This window comes from Bradyrhizobium sp. SMVTL-02 (genome assembly GCF_051853005.1).
Lineage (GTDB): Bacteria > Pseudomonadota > Alphaproteobacteria > Rhizobiales > Xanthobacteraceae > Bradyrhizobium.
Genome location: NZ_CP182469.1, coordinates 3,461,868 through 3,478,751, shown reverse-complemented (window position 1 = coordinate 3,478,751; position 16,884 = coordinate 3,461,868). Strand labels below are relative to the sequence as shown.

Annotated in this window: 18 protein-coding genes and 1 pseudogene; 6 read left to right on the top strand and 13 right to left on the bottom strand. The window is 65.3% G+C overall.

What is annotated here, in order from left to right; all coding sequences use genetic code 11:
• Positions 1 to 5 precede the first annotated feature (5 nt).
• Together ACNJYB_RS16155 and ACNJYB_RS16150 are read right to left on the bottom strand one after the other, a co-directional pair.
• Positions 6 to 359: a diacylglycerol kinase gene (locus ACNJYB_RS16155; protein ID WP_439374845.1), complete on the bottom strand. Its 354-nt coding sequence runs from the start codon at positions 357 to 359 to the stop codon at positions 6 to 8.
• A gap of 4 nt (positions 360 to 363) precedes the next feature.
• Positions 364 to 1,752 carry a class II 3-deoxy-7-phosphoheptulonate synthase gene (locus ACNJYB_RS16150; RefSeq protein ID WP_439374844.1) on the bottom strand — a complete coding sequence of 463 codons (1,389 nt, stop codon included), beginning with the start codon at positions 1,750 to 1,752 and terminating at the stop codon, positions 364 to 366.
• 191 nt (positions 1,753 to 1,943) lie between these two features.
• Between ACNJYB_RS16150 and ACNJYB_RS16145 the strand changes: the two are divergent.
• Positions 1,944 to 2,099, top strand: a pseudogene (locus tag ACNJYB_RS16145) (alpha/beta fold hydrolase); the annotation flags it as partial.
• A gap of 6 nt (positions 2,100 to 2,105) precedes the next feature.
• On the opposite strand, the gene ACNJYB_RS16140 reads toward ACNJYB_RS16145, so the two are convergent.
• Complete coding sequence (locus ACNJYB_RS16140) at positions 2,106 to 2,369, bottom strand: hypothetical protein (protein WP_439374843.1); 264 nt, start codon at positions 2,367 to 2,369, stop codon at positions 2,106 to 2,108.
• A 187-nt stretch (positions 2,370 to 2,556) separates the two neighbouring features.
• Positions 2,557 to 4,041 (bottom strand): aldehyde dehydrogenase family protein, encoded by a 1,485-nt coding sequence (locus ACNJYB_RS16135; RefSeq protein WP_439375572.1) that lies wholly within the window; start codon positions 4,039 to 4,041, stop codon positions 2,557 to 2,559.
• Positions 4,042 to 4,153: 112 nt separating this feature from the next.
• On the opposite strand from ACNJYB_RS16135, the gene ACNJYB_RS16130 reads away from it, so the two are divergent.
• The gene (locus ACNJYB_RS16130) at positions 4,154 to 5,236 is read left to right on the top strand and encodes a substrate-binding domain-containing protein (RefSeq protein ID WP_439374842.1); all 1,083 of its coding nucleotides are present in this window, start codon (positions 4,154 to 4,156) and stop codon (positions 5,234 to 5,236) included.
• 79 nt (positions 5,237 to 5,315) lie between these two features.
• Entirely contained in the window at positions 5,316 to 5,690 is a 375-nt protein-coding gene (locus ACNJYB_RS16125) for a winged helix-turn-helix domain-containing protein (protein WP_439374841.1), read from the top strand.
• A gap of 35 nt (positions 5,691 to 5,725) precedes the next feature.
• Here ACNJYB_RS16125 and ACNJYB_RS16120 read toward each other — a convergent pair whose 3' ends face one another.
• Positions 5,726 to 6,304, bottom strand: coding sequence for a hypothetical protein (locus ACNJYB_RS16120; protein ID WP_439374840.1), 579 nt, complete (start codon positions 6,302 to 6,304; stop codon positions 5,726 to 5,728).
• Positions 6,305 to 6,464: 160 nt separating this feature from the next.
• Here ACNJYB_RS16120 and ACNJYB_RS16115 point away from each other — a divergent pair, with 160 nt between their 5' ends.
• Positions 6,465 to 7,403 carry a LysR family transcriptional regulator gene (locus ACNJYB_RS16115; RefSeq protein ID WP_439374839.1) on the top strand — a complete coding sequence of 313 codons (939 nt, stop codon included), beginning with the start codon at positions 6,465 to 6,467 and terminating at the stop codon, positions 7,401 to 7,403.
• 23 nt (positions 7,404 to 7,426) lie between these two features.
• On the opposite strand, the gene ACNJYB_RS16110 is transcribed toward ACNJYB_RS16115, so the two are convergent.
• The 5 genes from ACNJYB_RS16110 to ACNJYB_RS16090 all read right to left on the bottom strand — a co-directional run bounded on the left by ACNJYB_RS16110 (position 7,427) and on the right by ACNJYB_RS16090 (position 10,294).
• Positions 7,427 to 8,011, bottom strand: coding sequence for a TIGR00645 family protein (locus ACNJYB_RS16110; RefSeq protein WP_439374838.1), 585 nt, complete (start codon positions 8,009 to 8,011; stop codon positions 7,427 to 7,429).
• A gap of 49 nt (positions 8,012 to 8,060) precedes the next feature.
• On the bottom strand, positions 8,061 to 8,696 hold the full coding sequence (locus ACNJYB_RS16105; RefSeq protein WP_439374837.1) for a TerC family protein: 636 nt from the start codon (positions 8,694 to 8,696) through the stop codon (positions 8,061 to 8,063).
• Positions 8,693 to 9,055, bottom strand: a complete 363-nt coding sequence (locus ACNJYB_RS16100; protein WP_439374836.1) for a hypothetical protein — start codon at positions 9,053 to 9,055, stop codon at positions 8,693 to 8,695. The genes ACNJYB_RS16105 and ACNJYB_RS16100 overlap by 4 nt, the downstream gene beginning before the upstream one ends.
• Before the next feature lie 2 nt (positions 9,056 to 9,057).
• Positions 9,058 to 9,513, bottom strand: a complete 456-nt coding sequence (locus tag ACNJYB_RS16095) for a TerB family tellurite resistance protein (protein ID WP_439374835.1) — start codon at positions 9,511 to 9,513, stop codon at positions 9,058 to 9,060.
• Between the two features lie 400 nt (positions 9,514 to 9,913).
• The gene (locus ACNJYB_RS16090; RefSeq protein WP_439374834.1) at positions 9,914 to 10,294 is read right to left on the bottom strand and encodes a nuclear transport factor 2 family protein; all 381 of its coding nucleotides are present in this window, start codon (positions 10,292 to 10,294) and stop codon (positions 9,914 to 9,916) included.
• Positions 10,295 to 10,477: 183 nt separating this feature from the next.
• Between ACNJYB_RS16090 and ACNJYB_RS16085 the strand changes: the two genes are divergently transcribed.
• Together ACNJYB_RS16085 and ACNJYB_RS16080 are read left to right on the top strand one after the other, a co-directional pair.
• The gene (locus ACNJYB_RS16085) at positions 10,478 to 12,226 is read left to right on the top strand and encodes an MOSC domain-containing protein (RefSeq protein WP_439374833.1); all 1,749 of its coding nucleotides are present in this window, start codon (positions 10,478 to 10,480) and stop codon (positions 12,224 to 12,226) included.
• Between the two features lie 437 nt (positions 12,227 to 12,663).
• A complete protein-coding gene (locus tag ACNJYB_RS16080; RefSeq protein ID WP_439374832.1) occupies positions 12,664 to 13,803 on the top strand; it encodes a hypothetical protein in 1,140 nt (379 codons plus the stop codon).
• Between the two features lie 222 nt (positions 13,804 to 14,025).
• Here the strand turns inward: ACNJYB_RS16080 and gor are convergent, their stop codons facing one another.
• From gor to rpiA, 3 genes are read right to left on the bottom strand one after another with little or no spacing between them, the layout of a single operon-like run.
• Positions 14,026 to 15,414: a glutathione-disulfide reductase gene (gene gor, locus ACNJYB_RS16075; protein ID WP_439374831.1), complete on the bottom strand. Its 1,389-nt coding sequence runs from the start codon at positions 15,412 to 15,414 to the stop codon at positions 14,026 to 14,028.
• Positions 15,415 to 15,469: 55 nt separating this feature from the next.
• Positions 15,470 to 16,012 carry a DUF2059 domain-containing protein gene (locus ACNJYB_RS16070; protein WP_439374830.1) on the bottom strand — a complete coding sequence of 181 codons (543 nt, stop codon included), beginning with the start codon at positions 16,010 to 16,012 and terminating at the stop codon, positions 15,470 to 15,472.
• A complete protein-coding gene (gene rpiA, locus ACNJYB_RS16065; protein ID WP_439374829.1) occupies positions 16,009 to 16,728 on the bottom strand; it encodes a ribose-5-phosphate isomerase RpiA in 720 nt (239 codons plus the stop codon). Before rpiA ends, ACNJYB_RS16070 begins: the two co-directional genes overlap by 4 nt.
• Between the last annotated feature and the right edge of the window lie 156 nt (positions 16,729 to 16,884).

The window sequence follows — 16,884 nt, the reverse complement described above, 5'->3', positions numbered from 1 at the left end:
AGTGGCTAGACGAAACCCAACCGCTCGACGATGGCGAAGATCCAGAACGCGCCCGCCATCAGCAGCGCCACGCCGACGGCCGCCGAGCCCATGTCCTTGACGCGCCCGATCTGCTTGTCATGGTCCATGGTCAGGCGGTCGGCGAGCTTCTCGATCGCGGTGTTGAGCAGCTCGACCGTCAGCACGAACGCGACCGCACAGATCAGCTCGACCGCGCGCATCACTGTCGCGCCGATGAACCAGGCCAGCGGCAGCGACAGGAGCAGCGCAAATATCTCCTCGCGGATGGCCTGCTCCGAACGGAACGCAAAAGCCAGACCGTTGCGGGAATTGATCGTGGCCTTCCAGATTCGCAGCAAGGTCCTAGAGCCCCGCTGCGGCCGGCATCGGCTTGGTCTTGCCGGCGCGTTCCTGCTTCAGCAGCTCGGCGACCAGGAAGGCCATGTCGATGGATTGCTCGGCGTTGAGGCGCGGATCGCAGACCGTGTGGTAGCGGTCGTTGAGATCCTCGTCCGTGATCGCGCGGGCGCCGCCGAGGCATTCGGTGACGTCCTTGCCGGTCATCTCCAGATGCACGCCGCCGGCATGGGTGCCTTCGGCGGCGTGGATCGCGAAGAACGACTTTACCTCGGACAGGATGCGGTCGAACGGCCGCGTCTTGTAGCCCGACGTCGACGTGATGGTGTTGCCGTGCATGGGATCACACGACCAGACCACCACCTTGCCCTCGCGCTGCACGGCGCGGATCATGTTCGGCAGATGCTCGCCGACCTTGTCGGAGCCGAAGCGGCCGATCAGCGTCAACCGGCCGGGCTCGTTGTCGGGGTTGAGCACGTCGATCAGCTTCAACAGCTCGTCGGGCTTCAGCGACGGGCCGCATTTGAGCCCGATCGGATTCTTGATGCCGCGGAAATATTCGACATGGCCGTGATCGAGCTGGCGGGTGCGGTCGCCGATCCAGATCATGTGGCCCGAAGTTGCATACCAGTCGCCGGTGGTGGAATCGACGCGCGTCATGGCCTGCTCGTAGCCGAGCAGCAGCGCCTCGTGGCTGGTGTAGAAATCGGTCGAGCGGAGCTCGGGATGGGCCTCGAGATCGAGGCCGCACGCGCGCATGAAATTTAGAGCCTCCGAGATGCGGTCAGCCAATTCCTTGTAGCGGCGGGACTGCGGACTATCCTTGAGGAAGCCGAGCATCCATTGATGCACGCTGCCGAGATTGGCGTAGCCGCCGGTGGCGAAGGCGCGCAGCAGGTTCAGCGTCGCGGCCGACTGGCGATAGGCCATCAGCTGGCGCTGTGGATCCGGCACGCGCGCTTCCTTCGTGAAGGCGATGTCGTTGACGATGTCGCCGCGATAGCTCGGCAGTTCGACACCGTTCACCTTCTCGGTCGGCGAGGACCGCGGCTTTGCGAACTGGCCGGCGATGCGGCCGACCTTCACCACGGGAACGGCGCCGGCGTAGGTCAGCACCACCGCCATCTGCAGCAGCACGCGGAAGAAGTCGCGGATGTTGTTGGCGCCGTGCTCGGCAAAGCTCTCGGCGCAGTCGCCGCCCTGGAGCAGGAAGGCCTCCCCGGCCGCAACCCGGCCCAGCGCCTTCTTCAGATTGCGCGCCTCGCCCGCGAATACCAGCGGCGGAAAGGTCGCAAGCTGCGCCTCGACGTCGGCCAGGGCCTTGGCGTCGGGATAGTCGGGCACCTGTAGCACCGGCTTGCTGCGCCAGGACTCGGGCGTCCACCGCTCGGACATCGCAATCTCTCCGTGAAGCAAAAAGCACAACCTGATCTAGGGGTTGCGAGGGCCGCCTTATACACAGGCTGGCACGACATCGCCAGTTGTAAATCCGTTTCGCATTGCAAACCCTTGCGGCCAAAGCCGAATTCGCACTTGCTGGGGGAGCGAGGAAACCGGCAAGACATCTTCCGTCGATGGACGCGGCACTGCTCACAGGCGGATTCACCGCGATCAAGCCGGAGGTATTGACGGTGAAACCGTCCGACGTCGGCGCGAAAGCCATCGGCCATTTCGGCTTCTTCGGCCCCGCGCACCGCGACACGCTATGGCGCGGCCTCGCGGATTGGCTCCAGGGCGGCTGAGCTGCTTCAGCGAATGATCGTGGTCAGCGACGAGTAGCGCCTGTTCGGCTTGGCATCGCCCGGCGCAAATTGCGCGAACGCGTCGCTGACGCGGACCGCCGGCGGCGTGTCGCTCGCGAACCGAAACTCCTTCGGCTTGGGTGCGTAGAAGCTGGCGCTGTAATAGGCGTCGTCGAATCGCGCCTCGCCGACGCCGAACACTGCGTCGCAGGCGAACAGGAGCGCGTACACTCCCGCAACCGCCACGACGATCTCCCTGAAGACTGACATGATGATGCCCTGCCCTTTTGCGGGCAGGATGCAGGTCGGTTCCAAAGTTCTGGTTTAAGGCGCCAGGCTTCTTGTCGAGAGGGTTTGCGGCCGCTGAGCCGGATGCAGACAATTTTATCGATCTTGAAAAAAGAGCCCGCCTGACCGGACGATCAGGCGGGCCCAGGATTGGCCGATCGGGAGGTACTCAGACGGCCAGATGCATCCAGACAGCCTTGGGCTCGGTGAAATTGTCGAGCGCGGCGGTGCCGTGCTCGCGGCCGAGGCCGGAATCGCGCTCGCCGCCCCAGGGCAGGCGCACGTCGGTGTAACCATAAGTGTTCATCCAGACCGTGCCTGCGCGCGCCCGCTTGGCGAAGCGCTGCAGCTTGCCGTTGTCGCGGCTCCAGACGCCCGCGGCGAGGCTGTAGGCCGTGCCGTTAGCGATCCTGAGCGCATCGGTCTCGTCCCTGAACTTGATGACGCTGACGACGGGTCCGAATATCTCCTCCTGCGAGATCCGCATCTCGTGCGCGACATCCGCGAACACCGTCGGGCTGACGAAGTAGCCGCGTTCGCCGACCCGCGTGCCGCCGGTGACGAGGCTCGCGCCCTCCCGCTGGCCGATATCGACATAGTCGAGAATCGACTTCATCTGCTTCTCGGAGATGACGGGGCCGAGCGCCGTCTTGCGGTCGAGCGGATCGCCGATCCTGAGCGATTTGGCGCGCGCAGCCAGTCGCTCGACGACCTCGTCATAGGCCTTCTCCTGCACCAGCACGCGAGAGCCGGCCGAGCAGACCTGGCCGGCATTGAAGAAGATGCCGGAGGCCGCCGCCTTGCTCGCTGCTTCGAGGTCGGCATCGTCGAAAATGACATTGGCCGATTTGCCGCCGAGCTCGAGCGAGACGCGCTTGAAGTTGCCGGCCGCGCCTTTCATGATTCCGCGCCCCACACCGGGCGAGCCGGTGAAGGTGACCTTGTCGACATCGGGATGATTGACCAGCGCGTCGCCGACGACGCGGCCGGGGCCGGTTACGACGTTGAACACGCCCGCCGGCAGCCCGGCTTCGAGTGCAAGCTCGGCGATGCGCAGCGCCGAGAGCGAGGTCAGCTCGGCCGGCTTCATCACGATGGTACAGCCGCAGGCGAGCGCCGGCGCCAGCTTCCACATCCCGATCATCAGCGGGAAATTCCACGGCACGATCGCCGCGACTACGCCGACCGGCTCGCGCATGGTGTAAGTCAGCGCGTCTTCCCGCACCGGCACGACGTCGCCGCTGATCTTGTCGGCCCAGCCGGCGTAATAGATCAGCGTGTCGACGGCCGCCGGAAAGTCCTGGCGCATCGTCGCGGCGATGGGCTTGCCGGCATCAATCGATTCGAGCTCGATGATGTCTTCGGCGTGTGCCTTGAGCAGATCCGCCCAGCGCAGCAGGATTTGCCCGCGTTCGGAGGCGCGCATCGTGCGCCACGGGCCTTCCAAGGCCCTGCGCGCCGCGGCCACAGCATGCTCGACATCGGCCTCGCCACCCTCCGCGACGGTGGCGATGACCTGCCCGGTGGCCGGATTGAGGGATTTGAAGGTGCGGCCGGAGCTGGCGGGGACGCGGCGGCCGTCGATGAGCAGATGCTGTGGCCGGGCCATGAACTCGGTGGCCGGCGAATGTGCGAAGTCATATGCAACCGACATCATATTTCCTCCTGTTCTGGTATGCCAGAATAGGCGCATGTTGGCCGGAGTAAATATGATATGATCTGCAGATGGACGCCGAATATATGAAGCCTGGTTCATAAGGAAGCCAATGCTCCAGATCGAGATCGAGGCTGTCTGGCGGTTTCGCCGGGAGGGCAGCCCGCGCACCGTCGGCGTCATGCTCGGCGTGCTCAACGAAATCCGGAAGACCGGCAAGATCACCAGCGCCGCCAGCGACGCGCACCTCTCCTATCGCCATGTCTGGAATCTGATCGAGCAATGGTCCGAGTTCTTCGGAACTCCCCTTGTGGAGACCCAGCGCGGCAGGGGCTCGAAACTCACGCCGTTCGGCGAGCGGCTGGTGTGGGCCGGCGAGCGCATGCAGGCACGGCTCGGGCCACAGCTCGAAAACCTGGCGCAGGAGCTCGCCAGCGAGATCAAGCCGTTCCTCGAGCAGCGCCCCTCCGTGATCCGGGTCCATGCCAGCCACGGCTTTGCGGTCGCGAAGCTGCGCGAGTTCCTCGATCGCGAGCCCGGCATTGGCGTCGATCTCCGCTACGTCAGCAACCAGCACTCGCTGGTCTCGCTGGCGCAAGGCGCCTGTGACCTCTCCGGCCTGCATCTGCCGCACGGCGCGCTGCGCGCCCAGGGCATCAAGGCTGCGCGCGAATGGCTCGATCCGCGCGAGGACCGCATCATCAGCTTCGTCACGCGCGAGATGGGCCTGATGGTCGCCCGCGGCAATCCGCTGCGCATCGCGTCGCTTCACGACCTCACCAAGCCGAACGTCCGCTTCGTCAACCGCGACAATGATTCCGGCACGCGGCTCTTGTTCGACCAGTTGCTCGCCGCAAACGGCATCGACGAAAGCAGGATCAACGGCGCGCAGCAGATCGAGTTCACCCACGCCGCCGTCGCGGCCTATGTCGCCAGCGGCATGGCGGATGCATGCTTCGGCGTCGAGGCGGCCGCGCGACAGTTCGGCCTCGACTTCATCCGCCTCCTCACAGAGGACTACTTCTTCGTCTGCAAGCGCGCCTTCCTCGATACCGCCCCGATGCAGCGCATCCTCGAGATCATCCGCAGCGCCGATTTCCGCGCCGCCGTCGCCACCCTGCCCGGCTACGTGCCGTCGGATACGGGCACCGTGACCGGCGTGAAGGCGTTCCTGGAGATGCACGCCGTGAGGTGATGACGGGCCGCGCGCTCACCTTGTCCACCGCAGGCAGGAGTGGCAATCTCGGTTGCGAATTGATCCAAGAGTCCTCGTCATGCCGCGCGCCAGCGCCAAACCGCTTCCCCAATTGAGCCTTCGCATCGACCTCGACAACGAGGACCGGATCGGCCCCGGCAAGATCGAGCTGCTTGAGCAGATTCGCGACCAAGGCTCGATCTCGGCGGCGGGCCGGGCCATGGACATGTCCTACAAGCGCGCCTGGGACCTCGTCGACGAGATCAAGCGCATCTGCGGGCATGCCGTGGTCGAGCCGCAGGCCGGCGGCAAGAACGGCGGCGGCGCGATGCTCACGCCATTCGGCGAGAAGCTCGTCGCGCGCTACCGCAAGATCGAGCGCGACGCCGCGCGCGCGGTCCACAGGGAGCTGGAGGCGTTGAGGAGCGACCTCTCGCGTTCGCGGAAGTCGTAACGCGTCCAACCGGAACATCTCGAACCAGCGGCCGCTCACATCAGCGGCTCGTCCTTCAGCGCCGATATCACCTGCTCGCCGCGCTCGGTCAGGCGATAGGTCACCAGCGGCCGGCTCGACGGCGGCTTGCGATCGATCTCGACGATGTAGCCGCGCACCATCAGCGCTTCGAAGCTGCCGTAATAGCCGAACATGCTGATCTGGTTCTGCTTGAGCAGCTTGAACTCGCGCAGCAGGCGGATCTCGTTGCCCGAGAGCAGCGAGCGGCGCACACGCTGCACGAATCGCGCGCGCTGCTCGAACCAGGCCTGATCGGGCAATTCATGCGCGGCCGGCGCCGGATCGCGCTCGCAAGGGAGCGCCTCCGGCGCGGCGTCGGTCATCACCTGCGGCAGGCACGGCATGCTGCTGGCGACGGCTTCCCTCGCGACATCGAGCAAGGCGATTGGCCAGCGCCGCTTGTTGTCCACCATGACCGGCGGCGGCACGACGTTGTCGCGCACCAATTGCTCGAAGCGCCCGGCGGTCACGCCGACATAGGCGGCTGCCCGACGCCGATCGACCAGACGGGTGTCCGGCCCGGGCTCCAGCTCGCAAGCGATGTTCTCGTTCACCCCGATCCCCTGACGGTGCCGTTGCGGAAGGCCGGCGGCCTCCCGAATGGGCGGCCGAACCGGCGGCGAACCTAGGGACGAGCAGCGCTCTCGAAAAGCAGAGAATTTCGTACATGTTGCTGCCGTTTCGGCAACGGCTATAGTTGGACCCGGGGGTCCCATGCGCTTTCACTCACCGTCCATCCAGTACTTCCACGCCGTCCGCCGCACCGGCTCGATCCGCGCCGCGGCACGGGTCCTGAACGTTGCCTCCTCGGCCGTTAGCCGCCAGATTCTCAAGCTGGAGCAAGAGGTTGGATCACCCCTGTTCGAGCGCAATGCACGCGGCCTGACGCTGACGACGGTCGGCGAGATGCTGGCCCGGCATGTCATGAACGTGCTCCAGGACCTCGACCGCTTCCGCTCGGACGTCGCGTCCCTGTCCGGCGCCTGGAGCGGCACCGTGAGCATCGCCTGCATCGAATCGCTGACGGAATCCGTGCTGCCGGACCTGATCGCGGCCCACCGCGGCCGCGCCCGCCGCGTCAGCTTCGCCACCGAGGTGAAGGGATCGTCGGACGTGCTGGAGTCCTTGAGCCGGGGCGAAGCCGACATCGGCATCGCCATGGCACTCCGCCACCCGCCCGATCTGCGGCAGGTTGCCTTGAAGCGGTTTCGTCTCGGCGCCGTGGTCGCACGCGAGCATCCGCTGGCGCGCCGCAAGACGGTGACGCTGGAGCAATGCCTCGCCTTCCCCGTCATCAACGCGCTGCCCGAGCTGTCGATCTATCATCTGCTGCAGCCGCTGATCGCGCAGCTCTCGGACACGCCGGAGCCGGCGATCCAGGCCAACTCGATCGACCTGATGCGCGAGCTCGCCGCGCGCGGTGTCGGCGTCGCCTTCCAGACCCAGCTCGGCATCAACAGGCTGTCGCGCGACGGCCAGCTCGTCTTCCTGCCGCTCGACAATGCCGGCAGCCCGGTCTGGTCCGATCTCGGCATCTATGTCCGTGCCGAGCGGACGCTACCCGCCTACACCGAATCCTTCCTTCAGGAGCTGGTGCGCGAACTGGGCGAGCGCGAGCGGCGCGAGAACGCGGCCCATCCTCAAACGCCGTGACGTCCGGTCGGGTGCGCCCGCGCTCAGCCGTGGCCTGCCGCCTTGCGATGGCCGTTGTCGCTGAGGCGGTCGACCCAGGCGATGCCGATCGCGGAGATGATGAAGGTCAGATGGATCAAGACCTGCCACATCACGCCGCTCTCGGTGAAATTGCTGCGCGTGGTGCCGAGATTGCCGGCCTCGATGAAGGTTCGCAGCAGCGAGATCGAGGAGATGCCGATGATCGCCATCGCCAGCTTGATCTTGAGCACGCTGGCATTGACGTGGCTGAGCCATTCCGGCTCGTCGGGATGACCGCTCAGGTTGAGCCGGGAAACGAAGGTCTCATAGCCGCCGACGATCACCATCACCAGTAGGTTCGAGATCATGACGACGTCGATCAGTCCGAGCACGACCAGCATGATCTGCTGCTCGCTGGCGTCGAAGGAATGCGCCACCAGGTGCCAGAGCTCTTTCAGGAACAGCAGCACGTAGACGCCCTGCGCGATGATCAGGCCGACATAGAGCGGCACCTGCAGCCAGCGCGAGCCGAAGATCAGCTGGGCGAATGGGCCGATTTGGGGCCGCGACGACGGCTCAACCAAATGTGCTTTGGGTTCAGACTTCATTGATCACTCCGCAAGTGCAGGCAGCAAATTTCGCTTCAAGGATTCGCGCCTAGAGACTCGCGATCACAGGCGCAAGCTCGAGCGAGCCGCGATAGATCATCTCGAAGGCGACGTAAACGATGATGGCGAGACCGACATAGGCTATCCAGCGCTGCTTCTGCAGCACCCGGCCGAGCAGGTCGGCGGCAACGCCCATCATCGCGACCGACAGCAACAGGCCGAAGGCCAGGATGTAGGGATGCTCGCGCGCGGCGCCCGCGACCGCGAGCACGTTGTCCAGCGACATCGAGACGTCGGCGGCGACGATCTGCACCGCGGCCTGGCCGAAGGTCTTTCGCTGCACCGGCGCTGCGCCGGCGCCGCCGCCATGGTTGAATGCGAGCTCGCCCGAATGCGACTGTTCGCGCAGCTCGCGCCACATCTTCCAGCACACCCAAAGCAGCAGCACGCCACCGGCGAGCAGCAGGCCGATCACCTGCAACAACTGGGTCGCGATGCCGGCAAACACGATGCGCAAGCCAGTTGCGGCGGCAATGCCGACGATGATGGCGCGCCGGCGCTGATCGGCCGGAAGGCCGGCCGCGGCAAGACCGATGACGACGGCGTTGTCGCCGGCGAGCACGAGGTCGATCAGGACGACCTGAAGCAGGGCGGTCAGCGCCTCAGTGGTGATGAACTCAGTCATGATTGATCATGTTTCGCTGTGGACGGATCGAGCCATCCCGGCTTCTTCCGCTCGACCCAGTCGAGGACCTTGGAACGGGAGGAACGCAGCGCCGGCACGTCCTCGGCGAGCAGCGCGAGGCCGAGCGGCAGCATCCAGATGCCGAGCACCGGCAGGAAGGAGAGCACGCCGCCAACGACGAGCAGCGCGCCCGAGGGGATTCGCACCCAACGGCTGGACGGCTTGAGCAGATAGGAGACGGCGTCGCCCATGCGCGGCGGCAGCCGATGGACGAGCTTGTCGAGGCGCGGATCGCCGCCGGCCATCTGGCTGGCGGCGCCCGCGGTCCCGGTCGTGTGCTCATCCGATGCCGTGCTCATGCTCACTCCTTTGGGGCGGTGCTCACCGCATCCGTCCCGACCTGCTTTGCGCGCGGCAGCACCAGCGTCAAAAGCCGCAGCAGCTTGATCGCCTGCACCTCATGCGGATGCACGTCCTCGTCCGCGGCCGCGACGCGCTCCGACAGCTCGATCAGATGCGATGACAGCGGCATGTTCGAAACCGGCCGCAGCGTGTCGATCACCACATTGGCAAAGTCCGGCTCTTCCAATCGTTCCGCCAGTTCGTCAAACATCGAAAGCAGCCGCTGGTCGCTCATATGCGGCGCCAAGCCGCGTGCCCTGATGAAGCCGATCACCTCGTCGCGCTCGACCGGCGAAACGCGGCGGTCGGCCACTGCGACGAGCGCGCCGGCAATGACCAGCGCCGCCGCGGCCTGCTCGTTCAGGCTGGACGGTTCGGTGATCTCGATCGTATGGGAGAATTTGGCGTCAGACATCGTTGCTCCTCGTTTTGCGCAAATGGCCGCGCGGAGCTGCGATGGGAACGGCGGGTCGGAAGGAACTCGAGAAGGCCCGACAGTCGGCCGATCCATCGCATTCGCGCGGGACAGGTCATCCGACATCGCGAGGTTTGCCGACATCTGTCGGCGTCCTCGCCAGAGGGGCCCGGATTCTTGTTCGCCTCAGAAATAAAGATCGCTCTGTCGGAATCAAGGCGAAGCGACTGCGACCAGCCGCCGCATCGGTTCCGTGTTGCCATGCTTGGCCAAGCAACGGTGCGCGCGTTCGGACGCGCTTCCACATCGTCTTGCGAGCGCAGCAGCAATCAAGAATCCCTCCTCAGAAAGACTCTGGATCGCTGCCCTCGCAATGACGGAGTGGCCGACAGCGTCGCTTCTACCTCGTCACCTCGACAAGATGCGCACGCGACGGTGACGGATCGAACCGGTTGCCGAAATATTGCGTTTCGTGCGCGACCAGCCCGTCGCGGAATTCCATGATGCTCACGACGTAGGACGGCGCCTCGTCATAGCTCAGGACGAACTCGCTCACCCAGAGGTCGCCGCCGCCGATGATCCGCCGGACCGCAAAGCGCTTTCTGTTCGGCTGCACGAAACGGCTCTCCTGGATCTTCCTGCGGCCCCGAATGCGCTCGCCCGATTGCGGATAGTCGAGCACGGCATCCTCGCAATAGAGGTCGTGCTCGGCCTCGAAATCGTTCGCATCCGAGGCGTCCCAATGGCGCCGGAGCGCAGCCAGCGTCGCTTGATCATCCATCGCGTCTCTCCCGTCTCCCGCCTTGGCTCTTCAAATCGGCGCCCAACGGCCGGTCGCAAGGCACTCTAGCAACGTCTAACAACCACTAACGGGCCAAAACCCCGATCTGGATGCAGATTGACGCTGCGGCAATCTGGAATTCGCCGGGTTGCGCAGCCGCGCTGGTTCCGCAGGGGAATGTCCATGGCCCGTCTGCTTTCCGTCAATGTCGGCCTGCCGCGCGACGTCGCCTGGCAAGGCAGAACCGTCCACACCGGCATCTGGAAGAGTCCCGTCTCTGGACCGCGCAGGGTACGCCGGCTCAACATCGACGGCGACGGCCAGGGTGATACCGCGGGTCACGGCGGCGAGCATCGCGCCGTCTTCGTCTATCAGGTCGAATCCTATCGCTATTGGCAGGGCCAACTGGGCCGACCGGACCTCGTTCATGGTCAGTTCGGCGAGAATTTCACCGTCGAAGGACTCGCCGACACCGACGTGTGCATCGGAGACCGCTACAGGATCGGCTCGGCCCTGTTCGAAGTCACGCAGCCGCGCGTCACCTGCTACCGGCTCGGTATTCGCATGGACCAGCCTGACATGCCCTCGCTGCTGGTCAAGCACGGCCGACCCGGCTTCTATTTTCGTGTGATCGAGGAGGGCGACGTCGAGGCTGGCGACGAGATCACGCAGGTCACGAGCGGTCCCGAGAGTATGAGCGTATCCGAGGTCAACGCGCTGCTTTACCTGCCGCCTCATCCGCGCGAGCGCCTGGAACGCGCGCTGAAAATTCCGGCGCTGAGCCGCGGCTGGAATCATTCCTTTGCGGCGCTGCTCGAGCAACAGAAGGACAAACCGGCTTCGGGAAACCACGGGCTCGGCCCGGCCGCGAGCCCGCCACCTGCCTGGCGTGGCTTCAGGCCGTTCCGCGTCGCGCACAAAATCGGCGAGAGCAGCACTGTGACATCGCTGATCCTCGAACCCGCCGACGGAGGCGCCGTCGCCACTGCCCTGCCCGGCCAGTTCGTCATCGTGCGGCTCGGGCCATCCGCGATGACGCGCAGCTATTCGCTGTCGCGCCGCACCGATGCCGTGTCCTATCGCATCAGCGTCAAGCGGGAGACTCACGGCGCGGCCAGCGGTTATGTCGCCGACGAACTCAAGACCGGCGACGTCGTCGAGCTCGGTGCGCCCCGCGGCAGTTTCACGCTCCGGCAGGATACCCGGCCCGTCGTCCTGCTCAGCGCCGGCATCGGGGTGACGCCGGTGCCCGCGATGCTGCACGCGCTGGCCGCGGAAGGCGCGACGCGGGACGTCTGGTGGCTGCACGGCACCCGCAATGGCCGCGAGCATCCCTTCGCCGCCGAGGCGCACGAACTCTTGGCCGGGATTACGCACCATCACAGCCATATCTGCTTCAGCGCGCCCGATCCGGCCGATCGCCTGGGTATCGATTTCGACAGCACCGGACATCTGGACCGGCGCTTGTTTGAACAGCTCAACGTCCCGCGCGACGCCGACTTCTATCTCTGCGGACCAGCCGCTTTCATGAACGACCTCACGGCCGGCCTGTCCGAATTGGGCGTCGCATCCGATCGCATCCACACCGAGCTGTTCGGCAGCAAGCCCTCGCTGACACCAGGCATTGCCGCTGCGCCGAGAGTGCAAGCACATTTGCCGGTCGGAGCACCCGGCCCGGGACCGATGGTGTCTTTCGCGCGGAGCGGCCTCAATGTCGGCTGGGCACCATCCTATGCCAGCCTGCTCGAGCTGGCAGAGGCTTGCGACGTCCCCGTGCGCTGGTCGTGCCGCACGGGGGTCTGCCACAATTGCGAGAGCGGGCTTGTCGCCGGCGAGGTCAGCTACGTACCCGATCCGCTCGACGGGCCGGCGGACGGCAATGTCCTGATCTGCTGCGCACGCCCCCAAGGCGATGTCGTGATCGATCTGTAGACGTGATCATCGATGAACATGGGAGAGTTTCATGCGCACGGACATGATGCCGGGCAAGCCGGAGCGGATGGCTCGTCGGTCGTTCGAATGAGCCGCCCACGAGGCTGAGCCGCCGGCGTTTGCCTGTGCTCGCGGCCTGCACGACTGCATGACCTTTGCAGGAGATGCCGCCAAATTAGCCAAAATGCGTCCCTCGATCGGACTTGCGGGTTTTGCGAACGGGCGTCGCGGGCTGGTCAACCGCGCGATCTAAGCTCAGGCGCAACTTCGATTTTTCTCTCGCCGCGCGAAGCCGCGGAGCCCGCGCGCTGCGCCGCACGCCGACTGGCCCAAAATTCGCAAGACATCGTCACGCCGGCTTCCCTGCCCTCCCACGACAGGAGCAGCAAGATGCGTCCGCCCAGCTCCGGGATGACGGCCTCACATCGGAGAATGCCATGAATGTGCATGCTGCGGGCGACCTCAAATTCACCGGCCTCACCCGCCCGAACGGTTCACCCCTTCGCCTGAATGACAGGGATTTCGTCGCGATCGACCGCGACAAGAATGCCAAGTTCGAGGCAACCTACCGGCCGCAGGCACTCTACAACCGCGCCAATGAGGGCTTTCACGCCAACAACGAAACCTTCCTGCTGCACGAGGTCGCGACCAACCTGCCGATCTACCGGCCGGACACCGGCCCCACCGATTTCCACCTTCATCTTCCGCCCGGCGGATTCCAGCTCGTGCTGGTCACATCGGGCGCATTCACTTTCGACTATGACGGCCGCTTCTACAATGTCGGTCCGGGCGCGGTGATGCTGCAAAGCGCGATCGTGCATCGCCAGCTATTCTACACCTGGTCGGGGCTGTCGACTGAAGAGAACCTGAAGACGCCGCAGACGGTGGTGCCCGATCCGATCTCGATGGGCTATTCCGGCAAATTCCTCGAAGCCTTCATCACCGATCCCACCACCTTTCCAAACCCGACCATTGTCGGCCCGGACCAGATCAATGAGGACGAAACGCCGCGCGTGGCCTGGAGCCATCCGCTGCATAACCGGCCCGCCGATGCCGGCTTCTGGCTTCAGGATCCCCTCGCGCTGGACGCGCTGTTCAAGCCGCTCACCGGCGGTGCGGTCAAATCGACCATGCCGGTCTACGTGCGCGATATCGGCATCGAGATTCCCAGCGGTCATCTCGTCACCGGCCACATCATCGCAACCGATCCGAGCAGTCATTCGCTGCTGCCGAAGAGCGCGTCGATCGCCGCGGACCCGGCCTTTTTCGCCAAGGGCGAGGTCGTGATCTACCGCGTCATTCGCGGCGCCGCAGAATTCAGGAAGAAGTCCGGCGAGAGCTTTGAGCTTTCCGCCGGCGACGTGGTGACGGCGGGCAAGGAATCGATCAGCCTCATCGGCGTCGGCGAGAACACCCAGGTCCTCCGCCTCGGCCTGCTCAAGGGCATGAACGAGCTGCGCAGCTGGACGCCGACGCAACGCGACGAGATCGACGGCCTCGCCGGCCAGATCATCACCCACAGAGACGTCCGCCCCCTGCGCACCGAAGGCAAGCCGGTCGGATATCTGTATAGCTGAAGCGCGTCGCAGCAGACGCCCGCGGCTTTCTTCCTTTCCCGTGTGGGAGAAGGTGGCGCTAAGCGCCGGATGAGGGGTTCTCTCCCCTCGTAGCAGCGTTCGTGAGGAGCGAGACCCCTCACCCGTCTCGCCGCTCCGCGGCGAGCCCCCCTCTCCCACAAGCAAGGGGAGAGGGAAAGCGCGCGCCGGCTTATTCGGTTGAGGGCGCTCGTGCCGCCGGCCCTACTCCGCCGCCTGTCGCACGTGCCGCGCGGTCGGGGTGCGCATGGTGACGAGCTCTTCGGCCGCGGTCGGATGCAGCGCGATGGTCGCGTCGAAATCCGCCTTGGTCGCCTTCATCTTCACCGCGATCGCAACGGCCTGCGTGATCTCGGCGGCGCAATCGCCGACGATGTGGCAGCCGAGCACGCGGTCGGACGAGCCGTCCACCACGAGCTTCATCAGCACGCGGGTGTCGCGGCCGGACATCGTCGCCTTGATCGGGCGGAACGTCGTCTTGTAGATGTCGACGTGGCTGAATTGCGCCCGCGCCTCGGTTTCCGTCAGGCCGACCGTGCCGACCTCCGGCTGCGAGAACACGGCCGTCGGGATGTTGGCGTGATCCACCTGCACCTCGCGCTTGCCGAATACCGTGTCGGCGAAGGCATGGCCCTCGCGGATCGCGACCGGCGTCAGGTTGAAACGGTGGGTGACGTCGCCGATCGCGTAGATGCTGTCGACCGAGCTCTTGGAGAAATGATCGACCGCAATGCCGCCATTCCTGGGATTGATGGCGACGCCGGCGTTCTCCAGGCCGAGATTGGCGACGTTGGGATGGCGGCCGATCGCGAACATCACCTGGTCCGAGGCGATGCTCGAGCCGTTCGACAGATGAGTGGTGAAATCCTCGCCGTGGCGGTCGACCTTGGTCACCGTGCAGCCGGTGAGGATGGTGATGCCCTGCTTCTCCATCTCGGCGCGGACATGGGCGCGCACGTCCTCGTCGAAGCCGCGCAAGATGTTGTCGCCGCGATAGATCACGGTGACCTCGGAGCCGAAGCCCGCAAAGATGCCGGCGAATTCCAGCGCGATGTAGCCGCCGCCCTGGATCACGATCCGCTCCGGCAGCTTCTTGAGATGAAACGCCTCGTTGGACGAGATCACGTGCTCGATGCCGGGAATCGCCGCGCCATGGTTGGGCGCGCCACCGGTGGCGATGAGGATGTATTTTGCGGTGATCTTCTTGTCGTTCTCGAGCAGACGGACGGTGTGCTTGTCCTCGATCATCGCACGGCTCTTGACGATCTGCGCGCCCGACTTTTCGACATTCGTCGTATAGGCCGCCTCCAGCCGCGCGATCTCCTTGTCCTTGTTGGCGATCAGCGTCGCCCAGTCGAAGCTCATGGACGGAATGGTCCAGCCGAAGCCGGCGGCGTCCTCGATTTCGTGACGGACATGCGAGCCGATCACGAACAGCTTCTTGGGCACGCAGCCGCGGATCACGCAGGTGCCGCCCATGCGGTACTCTTCCGCGATCGTCACGCGGGCGCCGTGGCCGGCCGCGATGCGGGCGGCACGCACGCCGCCCGAGCCGCCACCGATGACGAAGAGGTCGACGTCGAATTCAGCCATTGTCCACTCCGACCTCTGCTGGACCACGATCAGGATTCTGGTCAGATAGTGTTTGTCAGATTTCCTTGCCACGCTTGCGCATCTCGGCGCGGAAGGCCCCCATCACGGTCTCGGAGAAGTTCTGGGCCCAGGAGTTCATGAAGGCCATGGAGAGGCCGATGGCGCGCGGCTCGGCGTCGATCAGCTTCTTGCCCAGCGGCGATTTGTAGAAGGTGACGAGGTCCTTCAGCTCCTGCTCGGTGAACTCGCTGGCGTAGATCTGCGCCATGCCCTCGCCGATCTCGTTCTGGCGGCCGTTGAGCTGCTGGGCCACGATCGGGGCGACCTCGTTGAGGTCCTTCTGATAGTTCAGGTTCTGCTGGATCAGCGCGATCTTGGTCTTCTCGACGAGGCCGGGCACGGCGCCCGTATACATCCCGGTGGCATTCTTGATCTGCAGGATCTCACGGGCTGCGGCAATCGCCGCCGGCGAGGCCTTCGGCTGGGCCGGTGCCGCAGCCTTGGGCGCTGCCGGTGCCGGCTGCTGGGCAATGGCCGAAGCAGCCGAAAGCGCCACAGCAATCGCCGCGGCCGGCAACAATTTCAAAACGCTCTTCATTTCCAGTCTCCTTTCGGCTTACGCCGTTCAATCACGCGAATTCCCTCGCCGCCGGCCAAAACAGCCGAGCTGGCCAGGCCGATGAACAGTCCATGCTCGACCACGCCGGGAATCGCACTCAACGCCTTGGCAAGGCTGGCGGGATCCGCGATCCGCCCGAGCTCGGCATCGACGATCCAGTGGCCGCCGTCGGTGACGAAAACGTGGCCGTCCTTGGCCTTGCGGACCGCCATTTGCCCGGAAACGCCGCAGTCCGCAAATGCCTTCTCGATCGCGCGGCGCGTCGCGCCAAGCCCGAACGGGATGACCTCGAGCGGCAGCGGAAACTTGCCGAGCGTCGGCACCCATTTGCTGTCGTCCGCAATCACGATCATGCGATCCGAGGCGGCGGCCACGATCTTCTCGCGCAGCAGCGCGCCGCCGCCCCCCTTGATCAGATTGAGCTCGGGATCGATCTCGTCCGCGCCGTCCACGGTAATGTCGAGATGGTCGATCTCATCCAGCGTGGTCAGCTTCACGCCGCAACGTTCCGCATCCGCGCGCGTCGCCTCGGAGGTCGGCACGCCGATCACCTTGAGCCCGGCGGCGACTCGCTCGCCGAGCAGCTGGACGAAGTGCTTTGCGGTCGAGCCGGTGCCGAGCCCGAGCCGCATGCCGTCACGCACCTCCTCCAGCGCACGCGCCGCCGCCTGCCGCTTCAACTGGTCCATGTTCACGTTTGCGCCCGCCTCCGGCTTTGAGAGTGCGGCCTATGTAGCCTCGTTTTCCTCGCCGGAACAGGCCTCTGCGCCGATCTTATAAGGTGAACTTATTGCTTCTGCCCTTGCGCCGATCCGGCCGGCCCGATAGCGCTTGGCCCATGATCTCGCCCG

What these genes read in the sequence shown, in the direction of transcription:
- ACNJYB_RS16150 (WP_439374844.1), bottom strand. Translation starts at nt 1,752, where the DNA reads ATGTCCGAGCGGTGGACGCCCGAGTCCTGGCGCAGCAAGCCGGTGCTA.
- ACNJYB_RS16140 (WP_439374843.1), bottom strand. Translation starts at nt 2,369, where the DNA reads ATGTCAGTCTTCAGGGAGATCGTCGTGGCGGTTGCGGGAGTGTACGCG.
- ACNJYB_RS16135 (WP_439375572.1), bottom strand. Translation starts at nt 4,041, where the DNA reads ATGTCGGTTGCATATGACTTCGCACATTCGCCGGCCACCGAGTTCATG.
- ACNJYB_RS16130 (WP_439374842.1), top strand. Translation starts at nt 4,154, where the DNA reads ATGCTCCAGATCGAGATCGAGGCTGTCTGGCGGTTTCGCCGGGAGGGC.
- ACNJYB_RS16125 (WP_439374841.1), top strand. Translation starts at nt 5,316, where the DNA reads ATGCCGCGCGCCAGCGCCAAACCGCTTCCCCAATTGAGCCTTCGCATC.
- ACNJYB_RS16115 (WP_439374839.1), top strand. Translation starts at nt 6,465, where the DNA reads ATGCGCTTTCACTCACCGTCCATCCAGTACTTCCACGCCGTCCGCCGC.
- ACNJYB_RS16110 (WP_439374838.1), bottom strand. Translation starts at nt 8,011, where the DNA reads ATGAAGTCTGAACCCAAAGCACATTTGGTTGAGCCGTCGTCGCGGCCC.
- ACNJYB_RS16105 (WP_439374837.1), bottom strand. Translation starts at nt 8,696, where the DNA reads ATGACTGAGTTCATCACCACTGAGGCGCTGACCGCCCTGCTTCAGGTC.
- ACNJYB_RS16100 (WP_439374836.1), bottom strand. Translation starts at nt 9,055, where the DNA reads ATGAGCACGGCATCGGATGAGCACACGACCGGGACCGCGGGCGCCGCC.
- ACNJYB_RS16095 (WP_439374835.1), bottom strand. Translation starts at nt 9,513, where the DNA reads ATGTCTGACGCCAAATTCTCCCATACGATCGAGATCACCGAACCGTCC.
- ACNJYB_RS16090 (WP_439374834.1), bottom strand. Translation starts at nt 10,294, where the DNA reads ATGGATGATCAAGCGACGCTGGCTGCGCTCCGGCGCCATTGGGACGCC.
- ACNJYB_RS16085 (WP_439374833.1), top strand. Translation starts at nt 10,478, where the DNA reads ATGGCCCGTCTGCTTTCCGTCAATGTCGGCCTGCCGCGCGACGTCGCC.
- ACNJYB_RS16080 (WP_439374832.1), top strand. Translation starts at nt 12,664, where the DNA reads ATGAATGTGCATGCTGCGGGCGACCTCAAATTCACCGGCCTCACCCGC.
- gor (WP_439374831.1), bottom strand. Translation starts at nt 15,414, where the DNA reads ATGGCTGAATTCGACGTCGACCTCTTCGTCATCGGTGGCGGCTCGGGC.
- ACNJYB_RS16070 (WP_439374830.1), bottom strand. Translation starts at nt 16,012, where the DNA reads ATGAAGAGCGTTTTGAAATTGTTGCCGGCCGCGGCGATTGCTGTGGCG.